The organism is Luteimicrobium sp. NPDC057192 (assembly GCF_042670205.1).
In the GTDB taxonomy this organism is placed as follows: domain Bacteria; phylum Actinomycetota; class Actinomycetes; order Actinomycetales; family Cellulomonadaceae; genus Luteimicrobium.
This window is the reverse complement of record NZ_JBHUWD010000030.1, coordinates 1-15,600: the sequence shown is the minus strand read 5'-3', so window position 1 is coordinate 15,600 and position 15,600 is coordinate 1. Positions and strand designations below refer to the sequence as shown.

Annotated in this window: 17 protein-coding genes; 6 read left to right on the top strand and 11 right to left on the bottom strand. The window is 73.3% G+C overall.

The annotated features are described in order from the left end of the window. Positions 1 to 6: 6 nt before the first annotated feature. Genes ACFT5B_RS14000 through ACFT5B_RS13990 form a run of 3 tightly spaced genes read left to right on the top strand, consistent with a single transcriptional unit; the run spans position 7 to position 1,195 of the window. Positions 7 to 684, top strand: coding sequence for a peptidoglycan-binding protein (locus tag ACFT5B_RS14000; protein WP_386799265.1), 678 nt, complete (start codon positions 7 to 9; stop codon positions 682 to 684). Beyond that, complete coding sequence (locus ACFT5B_RS13995) at positions 681 to 884, top strand: hypothetical protein (protein ID WP_386799263.1); 204 nt, start codon at positions 681 to 683, stop codon at positions 882 to 884. Before ACFT5B_RS14000 ends, ACFT5B_RS13995 begins: the two co-directional genes overlap by 4 nt. Then, positions 881 to 1,195, top strand: coding sequence for a hypothetical protein (locus ACFT5B_RS13990; RefSeq protein WP_386799261.1), 315 nt, complete (start codon positions 881 to 883; stop codon positions 1,193 to 1,195). The genes ACFT5B_RS13995 and ACFT5B_RS13990 overlap by 4 nt, the downstream gene beginning before the upstream one ends. A 55-nt stretch (positions 1,196 to 1,250) precedes the next feature. Here the strand turns inward: ACFT5B_RS13990 and ACFT5B_RS13985 are convergent, their stop codons facing one another. Both ACFT5B_RS13985 and ACFT5B_RS13980 read right to left on the bottom strand, forming a co-directional pair. Beyond that, entirely contained in the window at positions 1,251 to 1,976 is a 726-nt protein-coding gene (locus ACFT5B_RS13985) for a tyrosine-type recombinase/integrase (protein WP_386799259.1), read from the bottom strand. 68 nt (positions 1,977 to 2,044) lie between these two features. Next, on the bottom strand, positions 2,045 to 2,185 hold the full coding sequence (locus ACFT5B_RS13980) for a hypothetical protein (RefSeq protein ID WP_386799257.1): 141 nt from the start codon (positions 2,183 to 2,185) through the stop codon (positions 2,045 to 2,047). 248 nt (positions 2,186 to 2,433) lie between these two features. On the opposite strand from ACFT5B_RS13980, the gene ACFT5B_RS13975 reads away from it, so the two are divergent. Next, positions 2,434 to 3,216: a class E sortase gene (locus ACFT5B_RS13975; protein WP_386799255.1), complete on the top strand. Its 783-nt coding sequence runs from the start codon at positions 2,434 to 2,436 to the stop codon at positions 3,214 to 3,216. Positions 3,217 to 3,239: 23 nt separating this feature from the next. Here the strand turns inward: ACFT5B_RS13975 and dnaG are convergent, their stop codons facing one another. Next, complete coding sequence (dnaG, locus tag ACFT5B_RS13970; RefSeq protein ID WP_386799253.1) at positions 3,240 to 5,207, bottom strand: DNA primase; 1,968 nt, start codon at positions 5,205 to 5,207, stop codon at positions 3,240 to 3,242. A gap of 9 nt (positions 5,208 to 5,216) precedes the next feature. After that, complete coding sequence (locus tag ACFT5B_RS13965) at positions 5,217 to 6,185, bottom strand: helix-turn-helix domain-containing protein (RefSeq protein WP_386799251.1); 969 nt, start codon at positions 6,183 to 6,185, stop codon at positions 5,217 to 5,219. An 82-nt stretch (positions 6,186 to 6,267) separates the two neighbouring features. Between ACFT5B_RS13965 and ACFT5B_RS13960 the strand changes: the two genes are divergently transcribed. Both ACFT5B_RS13960 and ACFT5B_RS13955 read left to right on the top strand, forming a co-directional pair. Next, a complete protein-coding gene (locus tag ACFT5B_RS13960; protein ID WP_386799249.1) occupies positions 6,268 to 6,720 on the top strand; it encodes a VOC family protein in 453 nt (150 codons plus the stop codon). A 148-nt stretch (positions 6,721 to 6,868) separates the two neighbouring features. Next, entirely contained in the window at positions 6,869 to 7,012 is a 144-nt protein-coding gene (locus ACFT5B_RS13955; RefSeq protein WP_386799247.1) for a hypothetical protein, read from the top strand. Between the two features lie 19 nt (positions 7,013 to 7,031). Here the strand turns inward: ACFT5B_RS13955 and ACFT5B_RS13950 are convergent, their stop codons facing one another. The 7 genes from ACFT5B_RS13950 to ACFT5B_RS13920 all read right to left on the bottom strand — a co-directional run bounded on the left by ACFT5B_RS13950 (position 7,032) and on the right by ACFT5B_RS13920 (position 15,448). Beyond that, positions 7,032 to 7,898: a DUF1295 domain-containing protein gene (locus ACFT5B_RS13950; RefSeq protein ID WP_386799245.1), complete on the bottom strand. Its 867-nt coding sequence runs from the start codon at positions 7,896 to 7,898 to the stop codon at positions 7,032 to 7,034. 37 nt (positions 7,899 to 7,935) lie between these two features. Continuing rightward, entirely contained in the window at positions 7,936 to 9,234 is a 1,299-nt protein-coding gene (locus tag ACFT5B_RS13945) for a deoxyguanosinetriphosphate triphosphohydrolase (protein WP_386799243.1), read from the bottom strand. Between the two features lie 33 nt (positions 9,235 to 9,267). Beyond that, positions 9,268 to 10,029, bottom strand: coding sequence for a metallophosphoesterase family protein (locus ACFT5B_RS13940; protein WP_386799241.1), 762 nt, complete (start codon positions 10,027 to 10,029; stop codon positions 9,268 to 9,270). A gap of 68 nt (positions 10,030 to 10,097) precedes the next feature. Then, complete coding sequence (locus tag ACFT5B_RS13935; protein ID WP_386799239.1) at positions 10,098 to 10,967, bottom strand: carbohydrate kinase family protein; 870 nt, start codon at positions 10,965 to 10,967, stop codon at positions 10,098 to 10,100. Beyond that, complete coding sequence (locus ACFT5B_RS13930; RefSeq protein WP_386799237.1) at positions 10,964 to 12,883, bottom strand: glycoside hydrolase family 13 protein; 1,920 nt, start codon at positions 12,881 to 12,883, stop codon at positions 10,964 to 10,966. Before ACFT5B_RS13930 ends, ACFT5B_RS13935 begins: the two co-directional genes overlap by 4 nt. Beyond that, the gene (locus tag ACFT5B_RS13925; protein ID WP_386799333.1) at positions 12,880 to 13,803 is read right to left on the bottom strand and encodes a sugar ABC transporter permease; all 924 of its coding nucleotides are present in this window, start codon (positions 13,801 to 13,803) and stop codon (positions 12,880 to 12,882) included. Before ACFT5B_RS13925 ends, ACFT5B_RS13930 begins: the two co-directional genes overlap by 4 nt. A 10-nt stretch (positions 13,804 to 13,813) precedes the next feature. Next, positions 13,814 to 15,448: an ABC transporter permease subunit gene (locus tag ACFT5B_RS13920; RefSeq protein WP_386799235.1), complete on the bottom strand. Its 1,635-nt coding sequence runs from the start codon at positions 15,446 to 15,448 to the stop codon at positions 13,814 to 13,816. Positions 15,449 to 15,600: the final 152 nt, after the last annotated feature.

Below are 15,600 nucleotides of genomic sequence, written 5' to 3'. Positions count from 1 at the left end.
ACGACCATGACCACCTACCGCACCCCCGCTCAGGCCCTCGCATGGGCCGACCAGCACGACGAGGGCTACAACGGCGAGTGCGAGCGCTACGCCCGCGAGGCCTACGGCATCCCCGCCGGCGCCGGCAGCGCCGCCGAGGCGTGGGCCGAGGCCAAGCACAAGCACACCGACCTGGACGACGCCCCCGACGGCGCGTTCATCTTCTTCTCCAAGGCCGGCGACAAGTACGGGCACGTCGGCCTCAAGAAGGGCAACCAGCTCCGCTCGACCGACTCGGCCAAGGGCCACCCCCACACCGCCCCGCTGTCCTACTGGACGGGCGCCGGCTACAAGGTGCTCGGCTGGACCGAGGACAACAACGGCGTCCGCATCGCCGGCCTCAAGCCCAAGGCCGCGTCGAAGCCGGCCACGAGCTCGGGCAGCAAGCCCGCCGCCGGCGTCCTCGCGCTCGGCTCCAAGGGCAAGAAGGTGGGCGCGCTCCAGGCCGGCCTGCGCAAGGTGTTCCCCGCGTACCAGGAGACCGTCAAGGTCAAGCGCGGCCAGCTCATCGCCGTCGACGACGAGTTCGGCGCGCAGACCGAGGCGTGGGTCAAGCATTTCCAGACCCGCACCGGCCTCGTCGCCGACGGCATCGTCGGCCCCAAGACCGTCGCCAAGCTCGCGTCGTTCGGCATCAACCTGTGAGCGCGCTCCTGGCGCTCATCCCCAAGCGCTACCAGCACGCGGCGAAGACCGTCGTCGCCGCCGTGGCGGCGCTCGTCACGGCCGTCGTCGCGGCCGTGCCCGAGCTCCCCAAGTGGGCCGCCGTCGTCGTCGCCGTCCTCGGCACGCTCGGCGTCTACGGCACCCCGAACGTCGACCAGGGCGAGGCCGACGAGGCATGAGCCATGACGCCTGGATCTTCCTCGGCGGCCTCACGACGAACGTGCTCGGGCTCGTCGCGTTGTGGGTCCGTGGCGGCCGCACCAAGGCCACCGCAGAGCGCGCGAGCTCGGCCGCCACGGCAGCCCATCAGGCGGCCGCCGTGGCGGCGCACGAGGTCCAGCCCAACAGCGGCAAGTCACTCGCCGACGCCGTCAACCGCATCGAGGCCAAGGGCGAGCTCACCGCCCGAGCCGTCGCCGTGCTCCAGGGCCAGTTCAAGGAGCACGTCCTAGCCGGCCAGCAGCGCCGGCGCCGCCGGATCCTCTGGTAGACGCACGTCGGGCCGCTCTCACTTCCCCATGGAGCGGCCCGGCGTCGTCGCGCGTCTACGCGGCCGTCGCGCGCGCCACAGCGCGCAGCGCGTCGTCGGGCAGGCGCACGTAGCGCAGCGTCGTCTCAGGCTTCGCGTGCCCGAGGAACGTCATCACGGCGAGCAGGTCGCGCGTACGGTCGTAGCCCACCGTGCCGGCCCGGTGGCGCAGCGTGTGGGTCGTCCAGTGCTCGTCCAACAGCCGGCTCATGAGCACCGTCACGTGCCCCGACGACAGGTGCCCGTTCGTCTTGCCCTCGAACAGCCACGGTCGCGCGTCGTGCCGGATCGCGTGCAAGAGCTCGTCGTCGACGACGGGCACCTCGCGCGTCTTGCCGCCCTTGCCGTGGACGAGCAGCAGGTCGCCGGCGAGGTCGTCGCGGTTCACGAGGGCTATCTCGCCGGCTCGCATCCCGCAGTGTGCCCCGAGCAGCAGGATCAGCCGCTCGCGCGCGTCAGCGAGGCCCAGGGCGCGTTGGAGCACCGGCTCCGGGATCGGCCGCGCGACGCCGGGCGGCACTCTCACCGGTCGCAGGCGCAGCGACGGGTCTACCTCGAGGTAGCCCATGCCGTGCAGCCACCGGCAGAAGCCCACGAACACCGTGCGCGCACTCTTACGCGTCTCCGGTGCCCAATCGGGCCGCGCGAGCGCGCGCTCCAGGGTGGCCAGGTCCAGCGCGAGCGGCGACCGGCAGTGCGCCCGCAAGACCCGTAGGTAGTGCTCGTGCTGTCGCAGCGTCAAGGGACGCCGGCCGGCAGCACGAAGCGAGGTGAGGTATTCGGAACGGAGGGTCTCCCAACTTTGGTTGCTCATGGCCACAGGTTCTCCCTCTCGACCTCGCGGCGCAGGCGCTCGCGACGCTGCTTGCGCAGCTCGCTCCAGAGCGTCCAGCCGGCCCATCCCAGGACCCAGAAGTAGGGCACCCAGGACGTCAGTAGGTCGCGGATCACGCCGCGAGCTCCACGCCGCCCGGCGACCACGGACCCGCGATGACCTGCGATGACGCAAGGCCGGACGGTCGCTGGTTCGAGTCCAGCCGCAGGAGCCCATCGAAGGCCCGGAACCCCTGGTTCCGGGCCTTCGTCGTCCCGCTTCATCCGGTCGGTCCCAGCGTCTGACCAGCACCGTCTCGTATCCTGCTGCCCTGGCCGTCCGTCGCGCGGGACCGACGCGCGACGCCCCGACCGCACGAGGAGCCATGACCGCACACGCCCGCCGCCGTACCCGCCGATCGCCGTTCGGCGCCGTCGTCGGGACGGTCGGCGAGATCCTCATCACGCTCGGCGTGATCCTCGGGCTGTTCCTCGTCTGGGAGCTGTGGTGGACGAACGTCCAGTCCGCCCAGGCGCAGGCCAAGGACGTCGCGTCGCTCGGCTGGGCGTACGAGCCGCATGACGCGGCCCAGGCGCCGGAGTACCTCACGGCCTCAAAGAAGGCGCCCAAGGTCGACAAGGAGCCGAAGCTCCTCACGACCTTCGCGACGCTGTACGTCCCGCGGTTCGGCGACGACTACGCCAAGACCATCACCGAGGGCACGGACAAGGCGACGGTCCTCGACACCAAGGGCATCGGCCACTACGTCGGCACCGCGATGCCGGGCGACATCGGGAACTTCGCGATCGCCGGGCACCGCACCACGTACGGCAAGCCGTTCCACGACATCGACAAGCTCAAGGCCGGCGACCCGGTGATCGTCCAGACCAAGGACGGCTGGTACGTCTACGCGGTCACGGAGCACCTCATCACGGGGTGGCGCAACGGCGAGCAGGTCGCGCCGGTGCCGGGTGACACGACCGGCACGAAGAAGCCGACCGAGCGCCTCCTCACGATGACGAGCTGCCACCCGGTCTGGCAGCCGATCCACCGGTACATCGTCCACGGGGAGCTCGTGTACTGGGCTCCGCCGGACGGCGACAAGGTGCCGAAGGAGCTCGTGACCGGGAAGTTCGACGCCGGGATGCTCGACGGCATCACCGGCTGAGCCGGCGGGCACCGCGCCAGCCGTCAGGCGACGGACTCCCGGAGCACCCGCCGGTCCTGCTCGAGCGCGAGCAGCGCCTGGAACGTCCGTGCGTAGCCGTCGGCGTCCGCGACAGGATCGGTGCGCTGCAGCCGCCCCCGCAGGTCGGCGATCCGCCGGGTGAGCCCGAGGTCGACGAGCGACCGGACCACGCCCTGCGCGTACGAGGCGAGCGCCTCGGGGCGGTCCTCGGGCAACGGGGTCACCGCGAGCTCCGTGATGAGCGGGCGCACCGGTTCGGGCGCCTGCTCCCCCACGAGCTCGACCCACGCGGACTCGGGCTGTGCCGCGGCGGCGGTCAGCCCGCCCGCCGCGCGGACGGCGTCGTGCACGGCGCGCCATGCGGGGACGGCGAACGTCTCGGGGCCGAGTGCGTCGAACTGTGCGGCGTCGAGCGCGTGCGGCACCTGGAGGACCACCTCGAGCGCCTGACGCTCGCGCGCCGCCACGGGGTCCCGCGGGTTCGGCCGCACGAGCGCGGGTGAGGGGGCCGGTGCCGGCGGCTCGCGGTCCGACGACGCCGGGCGTCCGCCCGCGCCCTCGCGCCCACGCTCGGGCCGGTCGGGGACCGGGCGGTCGGGGGCCAGGCGCGGCGGCTTCGCGGACGACACGGCTCGCCGCACCGTGTCGGAGTCCATGCCGAGCCAGCCCGCGAGCAGGCGCGCGTACTCGGGCCGCAGCGCCGCGTCGCGGATCCCGGCGACGACGGGCGCCGCCTCGCGCAGCGCCCCGACGCGGCCCTCGGGCGTCGCCAGGTCGTAGCGGACGATCGTGGAGCGGATGACGAACTCGAAGAGCGGCAGGCGCCCGTCGACGAGCGCCTTGACGGCCCCCGGGCCGCCGGCGAGCCGCAGCTCGCACGGGTCCTTGCCCGTCGGCTCGACGGCCACGAAGGTCTGCGCGTAGAAGCGCTGGTCCTCGCCGAACGCGCGCAGCGCCGCCTTCTGGCCCGCGGCGTCGCCGTCGAACGTGAAGATCACCTCGCCGCCGACCGACTGCCCGCTCGCGAGCTGGACGCCCCCGCCCGCGGACGTGTCCCCGAGCAGCCGCCGCACGATCCGGGCGTGGTCCGAGCCGAAGGCGGTGCCGCAGGTCGCGACCGCCGTCGTGACCCCGGAGAGGTGGGCCGCCATCACGTCGGTGTAGCCCTCGACGACGACGACGCGGCGCTGCTTGGCGATCTCACGCTTGGCCAGGTCGATCCCGTAGAGCACCTGGGACTTCTTGTAGAGCGTGGTCTCGGGGGTGTTGAGGTACTTGGGGCCCTGGTCCTCCTCGAACAGGCGACGGGCGCCGAAGCCGACGACCTCCCCCGTGACGTCACGGATGGGCCAGACCAGGCGGCCGCGGAACCGGTCGTAGACCCCGCGCTGGCCCTGGGTCACGAGCCCCGCGGCCAGCAGCTCCGCGTCCGTGAAGCCCTTGGCCCGCAGGTGCCGGTGGACGTTGTCCCAGCCCTGCGGTGCGTACCCGACGCCGAACGTCTCCGCGTCCGCGCGCTCGAAGCTGCGCTCCGCGAGGAACGCCCGCGCCTGGGCCGCGCCGGGGCTCACGAGCTGCTCGGTGTAGAAGGCCGCGGCCTGCCGGTTCGCGTCGAGCAGGCGCTGCCGCCGCCCCGGCTCCTCCCGGGTCCGCGGGCCGCCGCCGTCCTCGTACCGGAGCTGGATCCCGACCCGGCCGGCCAGGTACTCGACGGCCTCCGTGAAGCCGAGCCCGTCGACCTTCTGCACGAACGAGATGACGTCGCCGCCCTCGCCGCAGCCGAAGCAGTGCCAGCGGCCCACCTGAGGGCGGACGTGGAACGAGGGGGTGCGCTCGTCGTGGAAGGGGCACAGGCCCTTCATCGAGCCGACGCCCGCGGTGCGGAGCGTCACGTGCTGGCCGACGACCTCCTCGATCCGTGTGCGGTCGCGGACGGCGTCCACGTCCTCGCGTCGGATCCGGCCTGCCACCCGACCATCCTAGAGGCGCGCGGCGGTGGCCGCGGTCGCGCGCACCGGACCACCGCCGTCGGCGACACGGCCCGGCCCGAGGAGCGCGAGGCTCGCCGCGCACCGCCGCGCGTAGGCACCCGGGGTGGTGCCCGTCGCGGTCACGAAGTCACGCGTGAAGTGCGCCTGGTCGTAGTACCCGACGTGCTCCGCGAGCGCCGCGAGGTCCTGGCCCGGGTCGATCGCGAGGAGCTCCGCGGCGCGGTGGACACGCTGCCGCTGAAGCACCCACTTGGGCCCGACGCCGACGGCCCGCTCGAACGCGCGCTGGAGCCCCCGCACGGAGACGGCCAGGTGCCGGGCGAGCACGTCGACGGTCTCCCCCGGCCCGACGACGTCGCGCGCGGCGTCGACCGCGGCGGTCACGAGCTCGAGGTCCCGCCAGGCGCGTCGGGCGGCCGAGGCGGCGCGGCGTGCGGCCACGGCAAGGCGCAGCAGCGCGTCGAGGTGGGCGACGGCGTCGTCGACGCGGCTCGCGAGACCGTCCTCCACGGCCGCTGCGCCGGCCTCGTCCGCGGACGGGCCGAGCACCGCGGAGGCGGGCATCGTCCGGGGCCTCGCGCCCGACGACGCCCGCGGCGCGGGGGCGAGCGTGTCTCCGCCGCTCAGCACCGCGAAGGCGCCCGGGCGGAGCATCGCGGCGACGGCGACGCCGTGGCCGGTGAGGCGCCGTTCGTCGACGGTCGGGACGAACCCGTGCGCTGCGAACCCGTGCGGCTCGGCGACGACGTTCACCACGGGGTGCGCGATGACGGGCTGGACGTGCGCCCGGTCGCCCAGGTTCCAGTGGCTCACCCAGTACCAGCCGACGACGTCCGCGACGTCGGCGGACGGCGCGCGGCGGTCCAGGGTGAACCACGCACGGGCCCCGGTCGGGTCGACGATGCCGTCGGTCGAGCGCGGGCCGCCCCGCTCCGGCTCGCGGGCGTCGTCGAACACCTGTCGCATTCCTCCAAGACTGCCAGGTCGCGCCCACACGAGCATGGAGGCGTCCCGTTCCGGCCGACCTGAGGAGTTCCCCATGCAGTCCTCGACCCTGCACCCCAACCTGACCGTGGACGACGCCCGCGCGGCGATCGACTTCTACGTCGCCGCGTTCGGCGCCGAGCTGGTCGACGAGATCACCGCCGGCGACACGATCATCCACTCGGACCTCAGCCTCGGCGGCTCCACGTTCACCGTGGCGACCGCGTTCGCGGGCTCGTCGTCCGCGCCGGACCCGTCGGCGCCGTCGTCGGTCTCGTTCACGGTCAACCTCGCGAGCGCCGCCGACGTCGACACGACCTTCGCCCGCGCGGTCGCCTCCGGTGCGACCGCGGTCGCCGAGCCCGCGGACTGGTTCGAGGGGTTCCGCCAGTCGGAGCTGCGCTGCCCGTTCGGCCACCGCTGGTTCTTCGTCCACGTCGCGCCGGAGATCACCGCTGCCGACGTGCAGCGTGCCTCGGACGCGTGGATGGCGACGGACGCCGGCTGACCTCCCGAGAGCCCGGCGCGGCCCGGCCGTGCACGAGAGGTCACGAACCGCACCCGGGATCCGTCACGAGTGCAGGACGTGACCTCTCGTGTCGGTGGCCGGCGCGAGGATGACTGACGCCCCCACCCGAACTGCCGAAGGAGTCGCCATGTGCGAGCACCCCGTCGTCGACCTCGAGCCGCGGCGTACCGACTACGGCAGCTGGGCGGCGGTCGTGTGGTGGTTCCGCTGCCGGGTGTGCTCGGTCGAGACGGCGTACGTCGAGTACGAGGACTCGTCCGCGCCGGCGTGACCGGCCCGGCGCGCGAGGTTCAGGCGACGCGCCCCGGGAGCCACGGGACGAGCATCGACGTCCGACGCCGGTAGTCCGCGTACGCCGGGTACTTGGCCGCGGAGAGCGACTCCGTGAACCGGGTCGACCCGACGAACAGGCCCGTCAGCGCGACGGCGCCCAGCACCGTCCAGCCCCAGTCCTCGCCGCGCGCGACGACGGCGAACAGCCACACGACCCACCACTGCGCCTGCTCGCAGAAGAAGTTGGGGTGGCGCGAGCACCGGAAGAGGCCCGTGTCGAGGAAGCCGGGCTCGAGCGTCTCGCCGCGGGCGGCGGCGTCGCGCTTGCGCCGGTGGAAGACCCACTGCTGCTGGTCCGCGACCGTCTCGCCGACGAGGAACAGCACGAACAGCGCGACCAGCACCACGTCCCACCCGCCGAGGGGCCGCAGGTCGGCCGGCGAGACGGCGAAGGTCGCGTCGTCGAGGGGGGCGTACGAGGTCCACCCGACGACGGTGCCCTCGGCGACGCGTCCCATGCTCCAGACCGGAAGCGTGATGGCGACGAGCAGCGCGTTCTGGAACCCGGAGACGAACAGCGGGAGGAACAGCTGCCACTGCCAGGGTTTCATCCGCTGCCTCAGGATCGGCCAGCGGTAGTCCTCGGTGCCGCGGTAGCCGCCCTTGCGCGCGAAGTTGTACGTGAGCCGCGCTCCCCAGCAGGTGATGAGCACGGAGACGAGCACCGCACGGGCGTCCCAGCCTCCCGTGCCCGTGAAGATCCACGCGTACGCGACGGGGACGACGGACCAGATCCGGTCGACCCAGGACGCGTCGCGCGTGACGACGGCCAGCAGCCAGGTGGCGAGCGTGACCCCGAGAGCGGTCCACAGGACGGCGTGCACGGAACCTCCGGGAGGTGTGAGGGGTGAACCGGTCGGGTCAGGCGCGCACGAGCCGGGCGTGGAGCTGCATCGCGGACAGGTCGGTGAGCGCCGCGACCTGGTCGACGACGACCCGCAGCCGGGCGGCGTCGTCGGACGCGGCCGCGAAGTCCTCGGCGAAGTGCGTCTCGAGCGACGACGGCGCCCGCTCGTGCAGCACCCGCGCGAGGTCCGCGACGATCTCGCGCTGGCGCAGGTAGAGCGGCTCGGCCTCGCGCGGCGCCATGACGTACGCGACGGCCACGCCCTTGAGGACGAGGATCTCGGCGGTGGTCTCGTCGGGGACGACGAGCCGCGCGGCGTAGCGCGTGAGCCGGCCGTCGCCGTACGCCTCGCGGGTGGCGTGCTGGGCGGCGCGGCTGAAGCGTCCGATGAGCTGGCTCGTGGCGTCCTTGAGGGTCGCGAGCGCGCGCCGCGAGCCGTCGAAGCCGGTCACCAGGTCGCCCGTGGCGAGGAGCCGCTCGATCGCGGCCTCGAGCGCCGCGGCGTCGAACTGGCGCCCGTACCAAGCGTGGACGGCCTCGACGACGCGCGCCTGCGCCTCCCCCTCCCCGAGCACCGCGAGGTCGAGCCGCCCGCCCACGACCGCGTCCTCGACGTCGTGGACGCTGTAGGCGATGTCGTCGGCGAGGTCCATGACGTCGGCCTCGATGCAGCGGGCGCGGCTGTCGGGGCCGCCGGGCGCGCCGTCCCGCAGCCACGCGAAGACCTCGCGGTCGTCGTCGTACACGCCGAACTTGGGCGTGGGGGTCCCGTCGGGGCGGCGCGGCCCTTCCCCCGGTCCCCACGGGTACTTGGTGGCGGCGTCGAGGGTCGCACGCGTGAGGTTGAGCCCGACGGAGCGTCCGTCGGGCGCGAGACGCTTGGGCTCGAGCCGCGTGAGGAGCCGCAGGGTCTGGGCGTTGCCCTCGAATCCGCCGATGTCGGCGGCGACCTCGGCGAGCGCGCGCTCGCCGTTGTGTCCGAAGGGCGGGTGCCCGAGGTCGTGCGCGAGGCACGCGCTGTCGACGACGTCGGGGTCGCAGCCGAGCGCCTTGCCGAGCTCGCGCCCGACCTGCGCGACCTCGAGCGTGTGCGTGAGCCGGGTCCGGACGAAGTCGTCCGTCCCGGGGCCCAGGACCTGCGTCTTGGCGCCGAGCCGGCGCAGCGCGGACGAGTGGACGAGGCGCGCCCGGTCACGCTCGAACGCGGTCCGGGCGCTCGACTTGGGGGGCTCGGGGAGCCAGCGCTCCTCGGCGGCGTCGTCGTAGCCCGCCACGGGAGCCCCGGCGGCGGGACGCAGCGGGTTCGTGTGCACGGTCACACACTAACGACGTCCCGCGCGCTGCCCTCAACCGGCTGGGGACGACGAACCCTGGAGCCCGCGGTAGAGGCCCGTGCGCAGCTCGACCTCCCAGGGAGCGACCTCGGGCATGTCGAACCGGTGGGCGACGGCGACCTCGGCGTCGACGTCGTACGGGACGCGGACGACGTCGAGGTGGAAGGGCGCCTCGTCGGTCCCGCCGAGGACTCCCGACAGGACGACGTAGCTCGGCACCGGCTCGTCGAGCGGGTTCCCCACGCTCCCGACGTTGAAGAGGGTGCGGCCATCGCGCTCGTCGACGTACACGGCGTGGATGTCGCCGTACCCGACGAGGTCGGGAGCCGGGCCGTCGCCGGTGAGCGCGGTCGCCGCGAACATGCCGTCGCGCTCGGCGTCGGTGTGGTGGCGGTGCACCCGGACGTGCACGCTCGTCGCCGACGCGTGGAACAGGCGGACCCGCCGCCCGCTGAGGACGAGGTCGTGGCTGAGCGGGAGGCCGCCGAGCCAGGCGCGCTGGTCGGCGTGGAGCTCGTCGTGCCACCACCGCATGCCCTCGGACGCGTCGGCCGGCGTGCGCGGGAGGAAGTCGTCCCAGTTGCCGCGGACGTTCACGGCGCACGCCTCACGGACCCGGTCGACCGCGGCGCTCCCCCGTGGGCCCTTGCCCGCGATGTCGCCCAGGTTGACGACGGTGGTGATGCCGCGCGACGCGACGTCGTCGAGCACGGCCTCGAGCGCGGTGAGGTTGCCGTGGACGTCGGACAGGATCGCGACCCGGTCGAGGCTCACGGCCGCGTGCCCGCCTCGACGAAGGACGCGGGGTCGGGTTCGCTCACCCGGCCATCATGCCGGAGCCGTCATGCCGGAGCGAGCGCCTCGCTCGTGACGACGGCGGCCGCGTGACGTGCCGCGGCCGCGAGCGCCTCCGGGACGTCGGCCCCGTCGAGGTGGGCGTCGAGGAACCCGGCGACGAACCCGTCACCGGCTCCGTTCGTGTCGACCACGCGCTCCACGGGGACCGCGTCGACCTCGTACCACCGGCCGTCGGCGTCCAGCGCGGTCGCGCCGTCGGCGCCGTGCGTGCAGACGACGAGGCGGGCGCCCGCCGCGACACGCTCGCTCATGAGCGCCCGGTACTCGGGCAGCCGCTCGGAGCTGAGGAACAGGGACGCCGCCGCCTCCACCCACGGCCGGTGGAACGCCGACCGCGCGTCCCAGTCGTGCACGTCGGCCCAGACCGGCACACCCCGGCGGGCTGCCTCCGCGAGCAGGGGCTGCGCGTGCGGCGCGAGGTCCACGACGACGGCGCGCGCCTGGTCGAGCGCGGCGAGCGTCCGCTCCCAGCCCGGGTCGGTGGTGGGCACGTCGGACGGCGCGTGGAGGTACACCGAGAGCCGCTCCGAGCCGGCTCCCATGAGGTTGAGGTGCCGTTCGGTCCGTCCGTCCGAGGCCGGCGCGGCCGCGAGCTCGAGGCCCGGGACGTCGAGCGCGGCGCGCGCGGACCGGCCGGCGTCGTCGTCGCCGAGCACGGTCCGCAGCAGGACGCGACGGCCGAGGGCCGCGAGGTTGAGCGCCTTGCCGGCGGACGTGCCGCCGACCGTGCGGTAGGAGCCGTTCGCGAAGACGGTGTGCGGCGCGGCGTCCGGCAGCGCGTCGAGGTGCACGATCTCGTTCCACGACACGGGCCCCGCGACCAGGACCTCGGGCGCGCCCGTGCCGGCCGTCACGCGAGCCGCCACACGAAAGCGGCCGGGCCGTCGCCCGGGAGCTCGAGCACACGGTCGGCGCCCGAGCCGGAGACCCGGAGCGGGGTGTCGCCGAGCAGCGTCTCGGGAGCGTCGGGCCCGAGCAGCGTGCCCGCCGGCACCGCCACCCCGGGCCAGGGAGCCCGCGCCACGAGCACGAGGACCCGTTCGTCCGCGGTCTCCCGGACGTAGGCGACGGCGTCGTCGTCGACCACGACCCAGCGCAGCCCGCCCTCACGGAGGGCGCGGCTCGAGCGCCGCAGGCGGGCGAGCGTCGCGTAGTGCGCGAACGTGGTCTCGTCCCGGTCGCCGGGGCGGTCCCACGGCATGGGCGTGCGCGACTCCTCCCCGTTGCGGCCCTCGAGCCCCAGCTCGTCGCCCGCGAACACGACCGGGGTGCCCGGGTAGGTGAACAGCATCGTCGCGGCGGCGTGCGCGAGGTCGGCGCCGCCGGCGATCGTCCGCAGGCGCGGCGTGTCGTGGGACGCGAGCATGTTCCACTGCGACCTCGTGACCGCCCACGGCACGGCGGACGCGAACTCCCGCATCGTGGCGACGGTCGCGCGGCCGTCCCGGCGGGCGATGGGGCCGGGGAGCTCGAGCGAGCGCACCGCGCCCTGCGGCGCGAGCCACGACCACAGCGGCCTCGTGAAGGCCGAGTAGTTCATGACGGCGTGCCAGCCGTCGCCCTGTGCGTCCGCGCCGGAGTCGTGGAAGTGCTCGCCGACCAGGAGCGCGTCGGGCCGCACGGCCGCCATCGTGGCGCGGATCTCGCGCGCCACGGCGTGCGCGCGGTCGGCGTCCCGGTACCGGCCCGTCATGTTGGCGACGTCGATGCGCCACCCGTCGAGGCCCGCGTCGAGGTCGCCGTCGCCGCCCAGCCACCGCCCGACGACGGAGCCCGGGCCGCGCACGAGCCGCGGCGCCAGGCCGTCGGCGCCGTAGTTGAGCTTGGGGAGGCTGGCGTGGCCGAGCCACCCGACGTGCCCGTCGGGCGTCCAGTAGTAGTAGTCGCGCTCGGGCGAGGACGGCTCCGCGAGGGCGCGCCGGAACCACTCGTGCCCGACGCCCGTGTGGTTGGTCGTGAGGTCGCCCATGATCCGCATGCCACGGGCGTGCACGGCCCGGGCGAGCTCGGCGAGGGCCTCGTCGCCGCCCAGCAGCGGGTCGATCCGGTCGAACGTCGTGGCGTCGTAGCGGTGGTTGGACCGCCCCGGGAACGTCGGCGTGAGGTAGAGGACGTCGACGCCGAGCCGCTCGAGGTGGTCGAGGTGCTCCCCGACCCCCCAGAGGTCGCCGCCGTAGAGCTGTCGGCCCGCCCCCGGGCCGAAGCCGTCGACCGGGTCGCCCCAGGACCGCGGCTCGGCCCAGTCGGGGACGTCGTGCGCGTCGGCGCGGCCCGACCGCGCGAACCGGTCCGGGAAGACCTGGTAGACGAACGAGCCCGTCCCCCAGCCCGGCGCGGGCGCGTGGGTGCTGAGCCGGAAGTCCGACGCGTCGGGCACGTCGCGCGTCGCGACGCCGCGGCCCGTGAGCCAGCGGTGCCCGCCCGGGCGCGTCGACGGGCCGAAGAAGAACCGGTACGACGTCACCGGGTTGTGGGCGACGACGTCGGCCACGAACCAGGTCTCGTGCTCGTCCCGGCGCTCGGGCCGCGCCTGGACCAGCCGCGGCTCACCGTCCTGGACGACGCGGACCCACACGTCCTCGTCGCCGGGCGCGTCGGGTCCGTGCGGGACTCGGACGCGGACCGGGACGACGTCGCCGAGAGCGGGCGCGCCGTCCGGCACGTAGGCCTCGGAGCCGTCGTGGTGGGGCAGCTCGGTCAGGACGCGCGTCCGGCCGGCGCGCCCGACGCCGAGACCCGGTGCGGGCGCGCTCGTGGTCGTGGCGGTCATCCCTTGACCGACCCCGACGTCAGACCACCCACGATGTACTTCTGCAGGAACAGGAACAGCAGGACCACGGGGATCGCGGCGAGCACGGCACCGGCGGCGAACAGGCCCCACGGCGCGTTGCGCTCGTCCGACGCCCACTGGTACAGCCCGATCGCGAGCGTGAACTTGCTGTTCGACTGCAGCACGGTGCTCGCGATGAAGAACTCGCCGTAGGTGCTGATGAAGGACAGCAGCCCCACGACCACGAGGATCGGGGTCACGAGCGGCATGATGATCGTCCAGTAGACCTGGCCGTGGCTCGCCCCGTCGATGCGGGCGGCCTCGTCGAGCTCCTTGGGCACCGTGTTGAAGAACCCGTAGAGCAGGAACGTGTTCACGCCGAGCGCCCCGCCGAGGTAGACGGCGATCAGGCCCGGGATCGAGTTGAGACCGAGGACCGGGAAGACGTCCTTGAGCTGCAGGAGCAGGAGGAAGATCGCGACCGCGGCGAGCATCTGCGGGAACATCTGCACCAGCAGGAGGCCCGTGAGGGTCGAGCGCCGCCCGCGGAACCGGTAGCGCGAGAACGCGTACGCCGCGGCTGCCCCCATGAGGACCGTGCCGATCGCCGTCACCGAGCAGATGATGAGCGAGTTCGCCGCCCACCGTCCGAACCCGCGGTGGAACAGCTCCGTGAAGTTCGTGAAGCTCACCGTCGAGAACAGGTCGTTCGAGCCCGTCAGGCTGCCACCCGGGTTGAGCGCCGCCGACAGCACGTACAGCAGCGGCAGGACGCAGTAGATGATGACGACGACGCCCACGACGTGACGCCAGCCGACCTCCTTCCACCACCGGGCGCCGCGCAGACGCGTGTCGTTGACGGGGCCGCCGCCGTCGTCGGTGCCGTCGACGCGGACGATCGGGGTGCGGGTCGGCTGCATGGCGGCCATGTCAGAGCTCCTCGAGGGTGCGCGTGCGGCGGAAGCCGAGCCACGAGATCAGCCCGACGACGATGAAGATGAGGATCGACACGGCGCTCGCGAGGCCGTAGTCGTTGGACCCCGTCCCGAAGGCGACCGAGTACACCATCGAGATGAGGATGTCGGTGCTGCCGACCGGGATCGGCGCGCCCACGAAGTCCGGTCCGCCGCCGGTGAGCAGGTAGATGAGCGTGAAGTTGTTGAAGTTGAACGCGAAGCTCGAGATCAGCAGCGGCGCGACGCTCACCATGAGGAGCGGGAGCGTGATCGAGCGGAACGCGCGGAACGGGCCGGCGCCGTCGACGCGTGCCGACTCCATGACGTCACCCGGGATCGACTGGAGCGCGCCCGTGCAGATGAGGAACATGTACGGGAAGCCCAGCCAGAGGTTCACGGCGAGGACCGAGAACTTGGCGAGCCACGGGTCGCCGAGCCAGTCGATGTTCGCGCCGCCCAGGATCACCTGGTTGATGAACCCGAACTTCGAGTTGAGCATGCCGCTCCACACGAGCGCCGCGAGGAAGCCCGGGAACGCGTACGGGAGGATCAGCAGCGACCGGTAGATCTTGCGCCCCCGCACCCGCGGGTCGTTGAAGACCAACGCGAGGAACAGTCCGAGGAAGAACGTCGTCGCGACCGACAGGAACGCGAACGCGAACGTCCACAGCGTCACCTTCACGAAGATCCCGGACAGCCGGGAGTCCGTGAACATCTTCGTGAAGTTCTCCCAGCCGACCGTCACCCGCCAGCCCGGCTCGAGCCGCTCGCCCTTCGCCGAGACGAAGTTGCCGTGGTCGCTCGCCGTGTACGTCTCGCCGGTCTTCGTGTTGGTGAAGGTGTCGGTCTTCTCGTCGTACTGCATGACCGGCGTGAACACGTACGCCGTCGAGCCGTTCTGGGTGCGGAGCGTGCCGTCCGCGGAGTCCTCGGAGACGGGCACCGCGAGATCCGTGACGTCCTGCGCGCGGCCCGCGATGTCCGCGAACGCCAGGACCTGCCAGCCGGGGATCGCCGTGACCTTCGTACCGGAGACCGTGGCGCCGTCGGCGGGCGCGAGCGGCTCGTCGGCCGTGCCGACCTCCGCCTGCCCGTCCTGCACGACGGCGAGGCCGAGCTCGTCCCCACGGCTCACGACGCTCACGGGGAAGGAGGGCGAGCCCTCGACCCGCACCTGGTTCTGCGTCTCGATCGCGGAGATCGCGTCGGACTTGGTGGAGTTGTGGCCGTCGCCGTAGTTCGTGAACGCGATGTACCCCGTGTACGCCATCACGAAGAGCTGGTAGACGAGGAGGAACAGCAGCCCGGGAACGAGGTACTTCGCGGGGATCGCGCGCCGCGAGAAATAGGCCCAGTTGACCGCCGCGAGCGCCGCGACCAGGAAGACGACGATCCACCAGCTCTCGACCCCGGCCGCCGCGACGATGCCGTAGAGGCCCAGGGCGTCGACGAGCCCGACGAGGATGAGCTTCGCGACCCAGCCGGGCGAGAACCGGCGGGCGTGGGAGTCGGGCCCCAGCGGGCGGGTGCGCCGCGAGGGCGACGTCCCGTCGCCGTCGTCGGACGACGCGGCCTCGGGCGGGTGGGGGGCGAGCTGCTGCTCCGTCATCGGGGCTCTGCTTTCGTACGTGGCGGGTGATGACCGGGCCGACCGGGCGCCGGTGGCGCCCCGTCGGCCCGTACGCGGGACCAAAGGCCCTCCGGGTGGGAACGCCATCGACTATTACATTGCTTGGAGGATGTTTATTTTAAATTGTTACA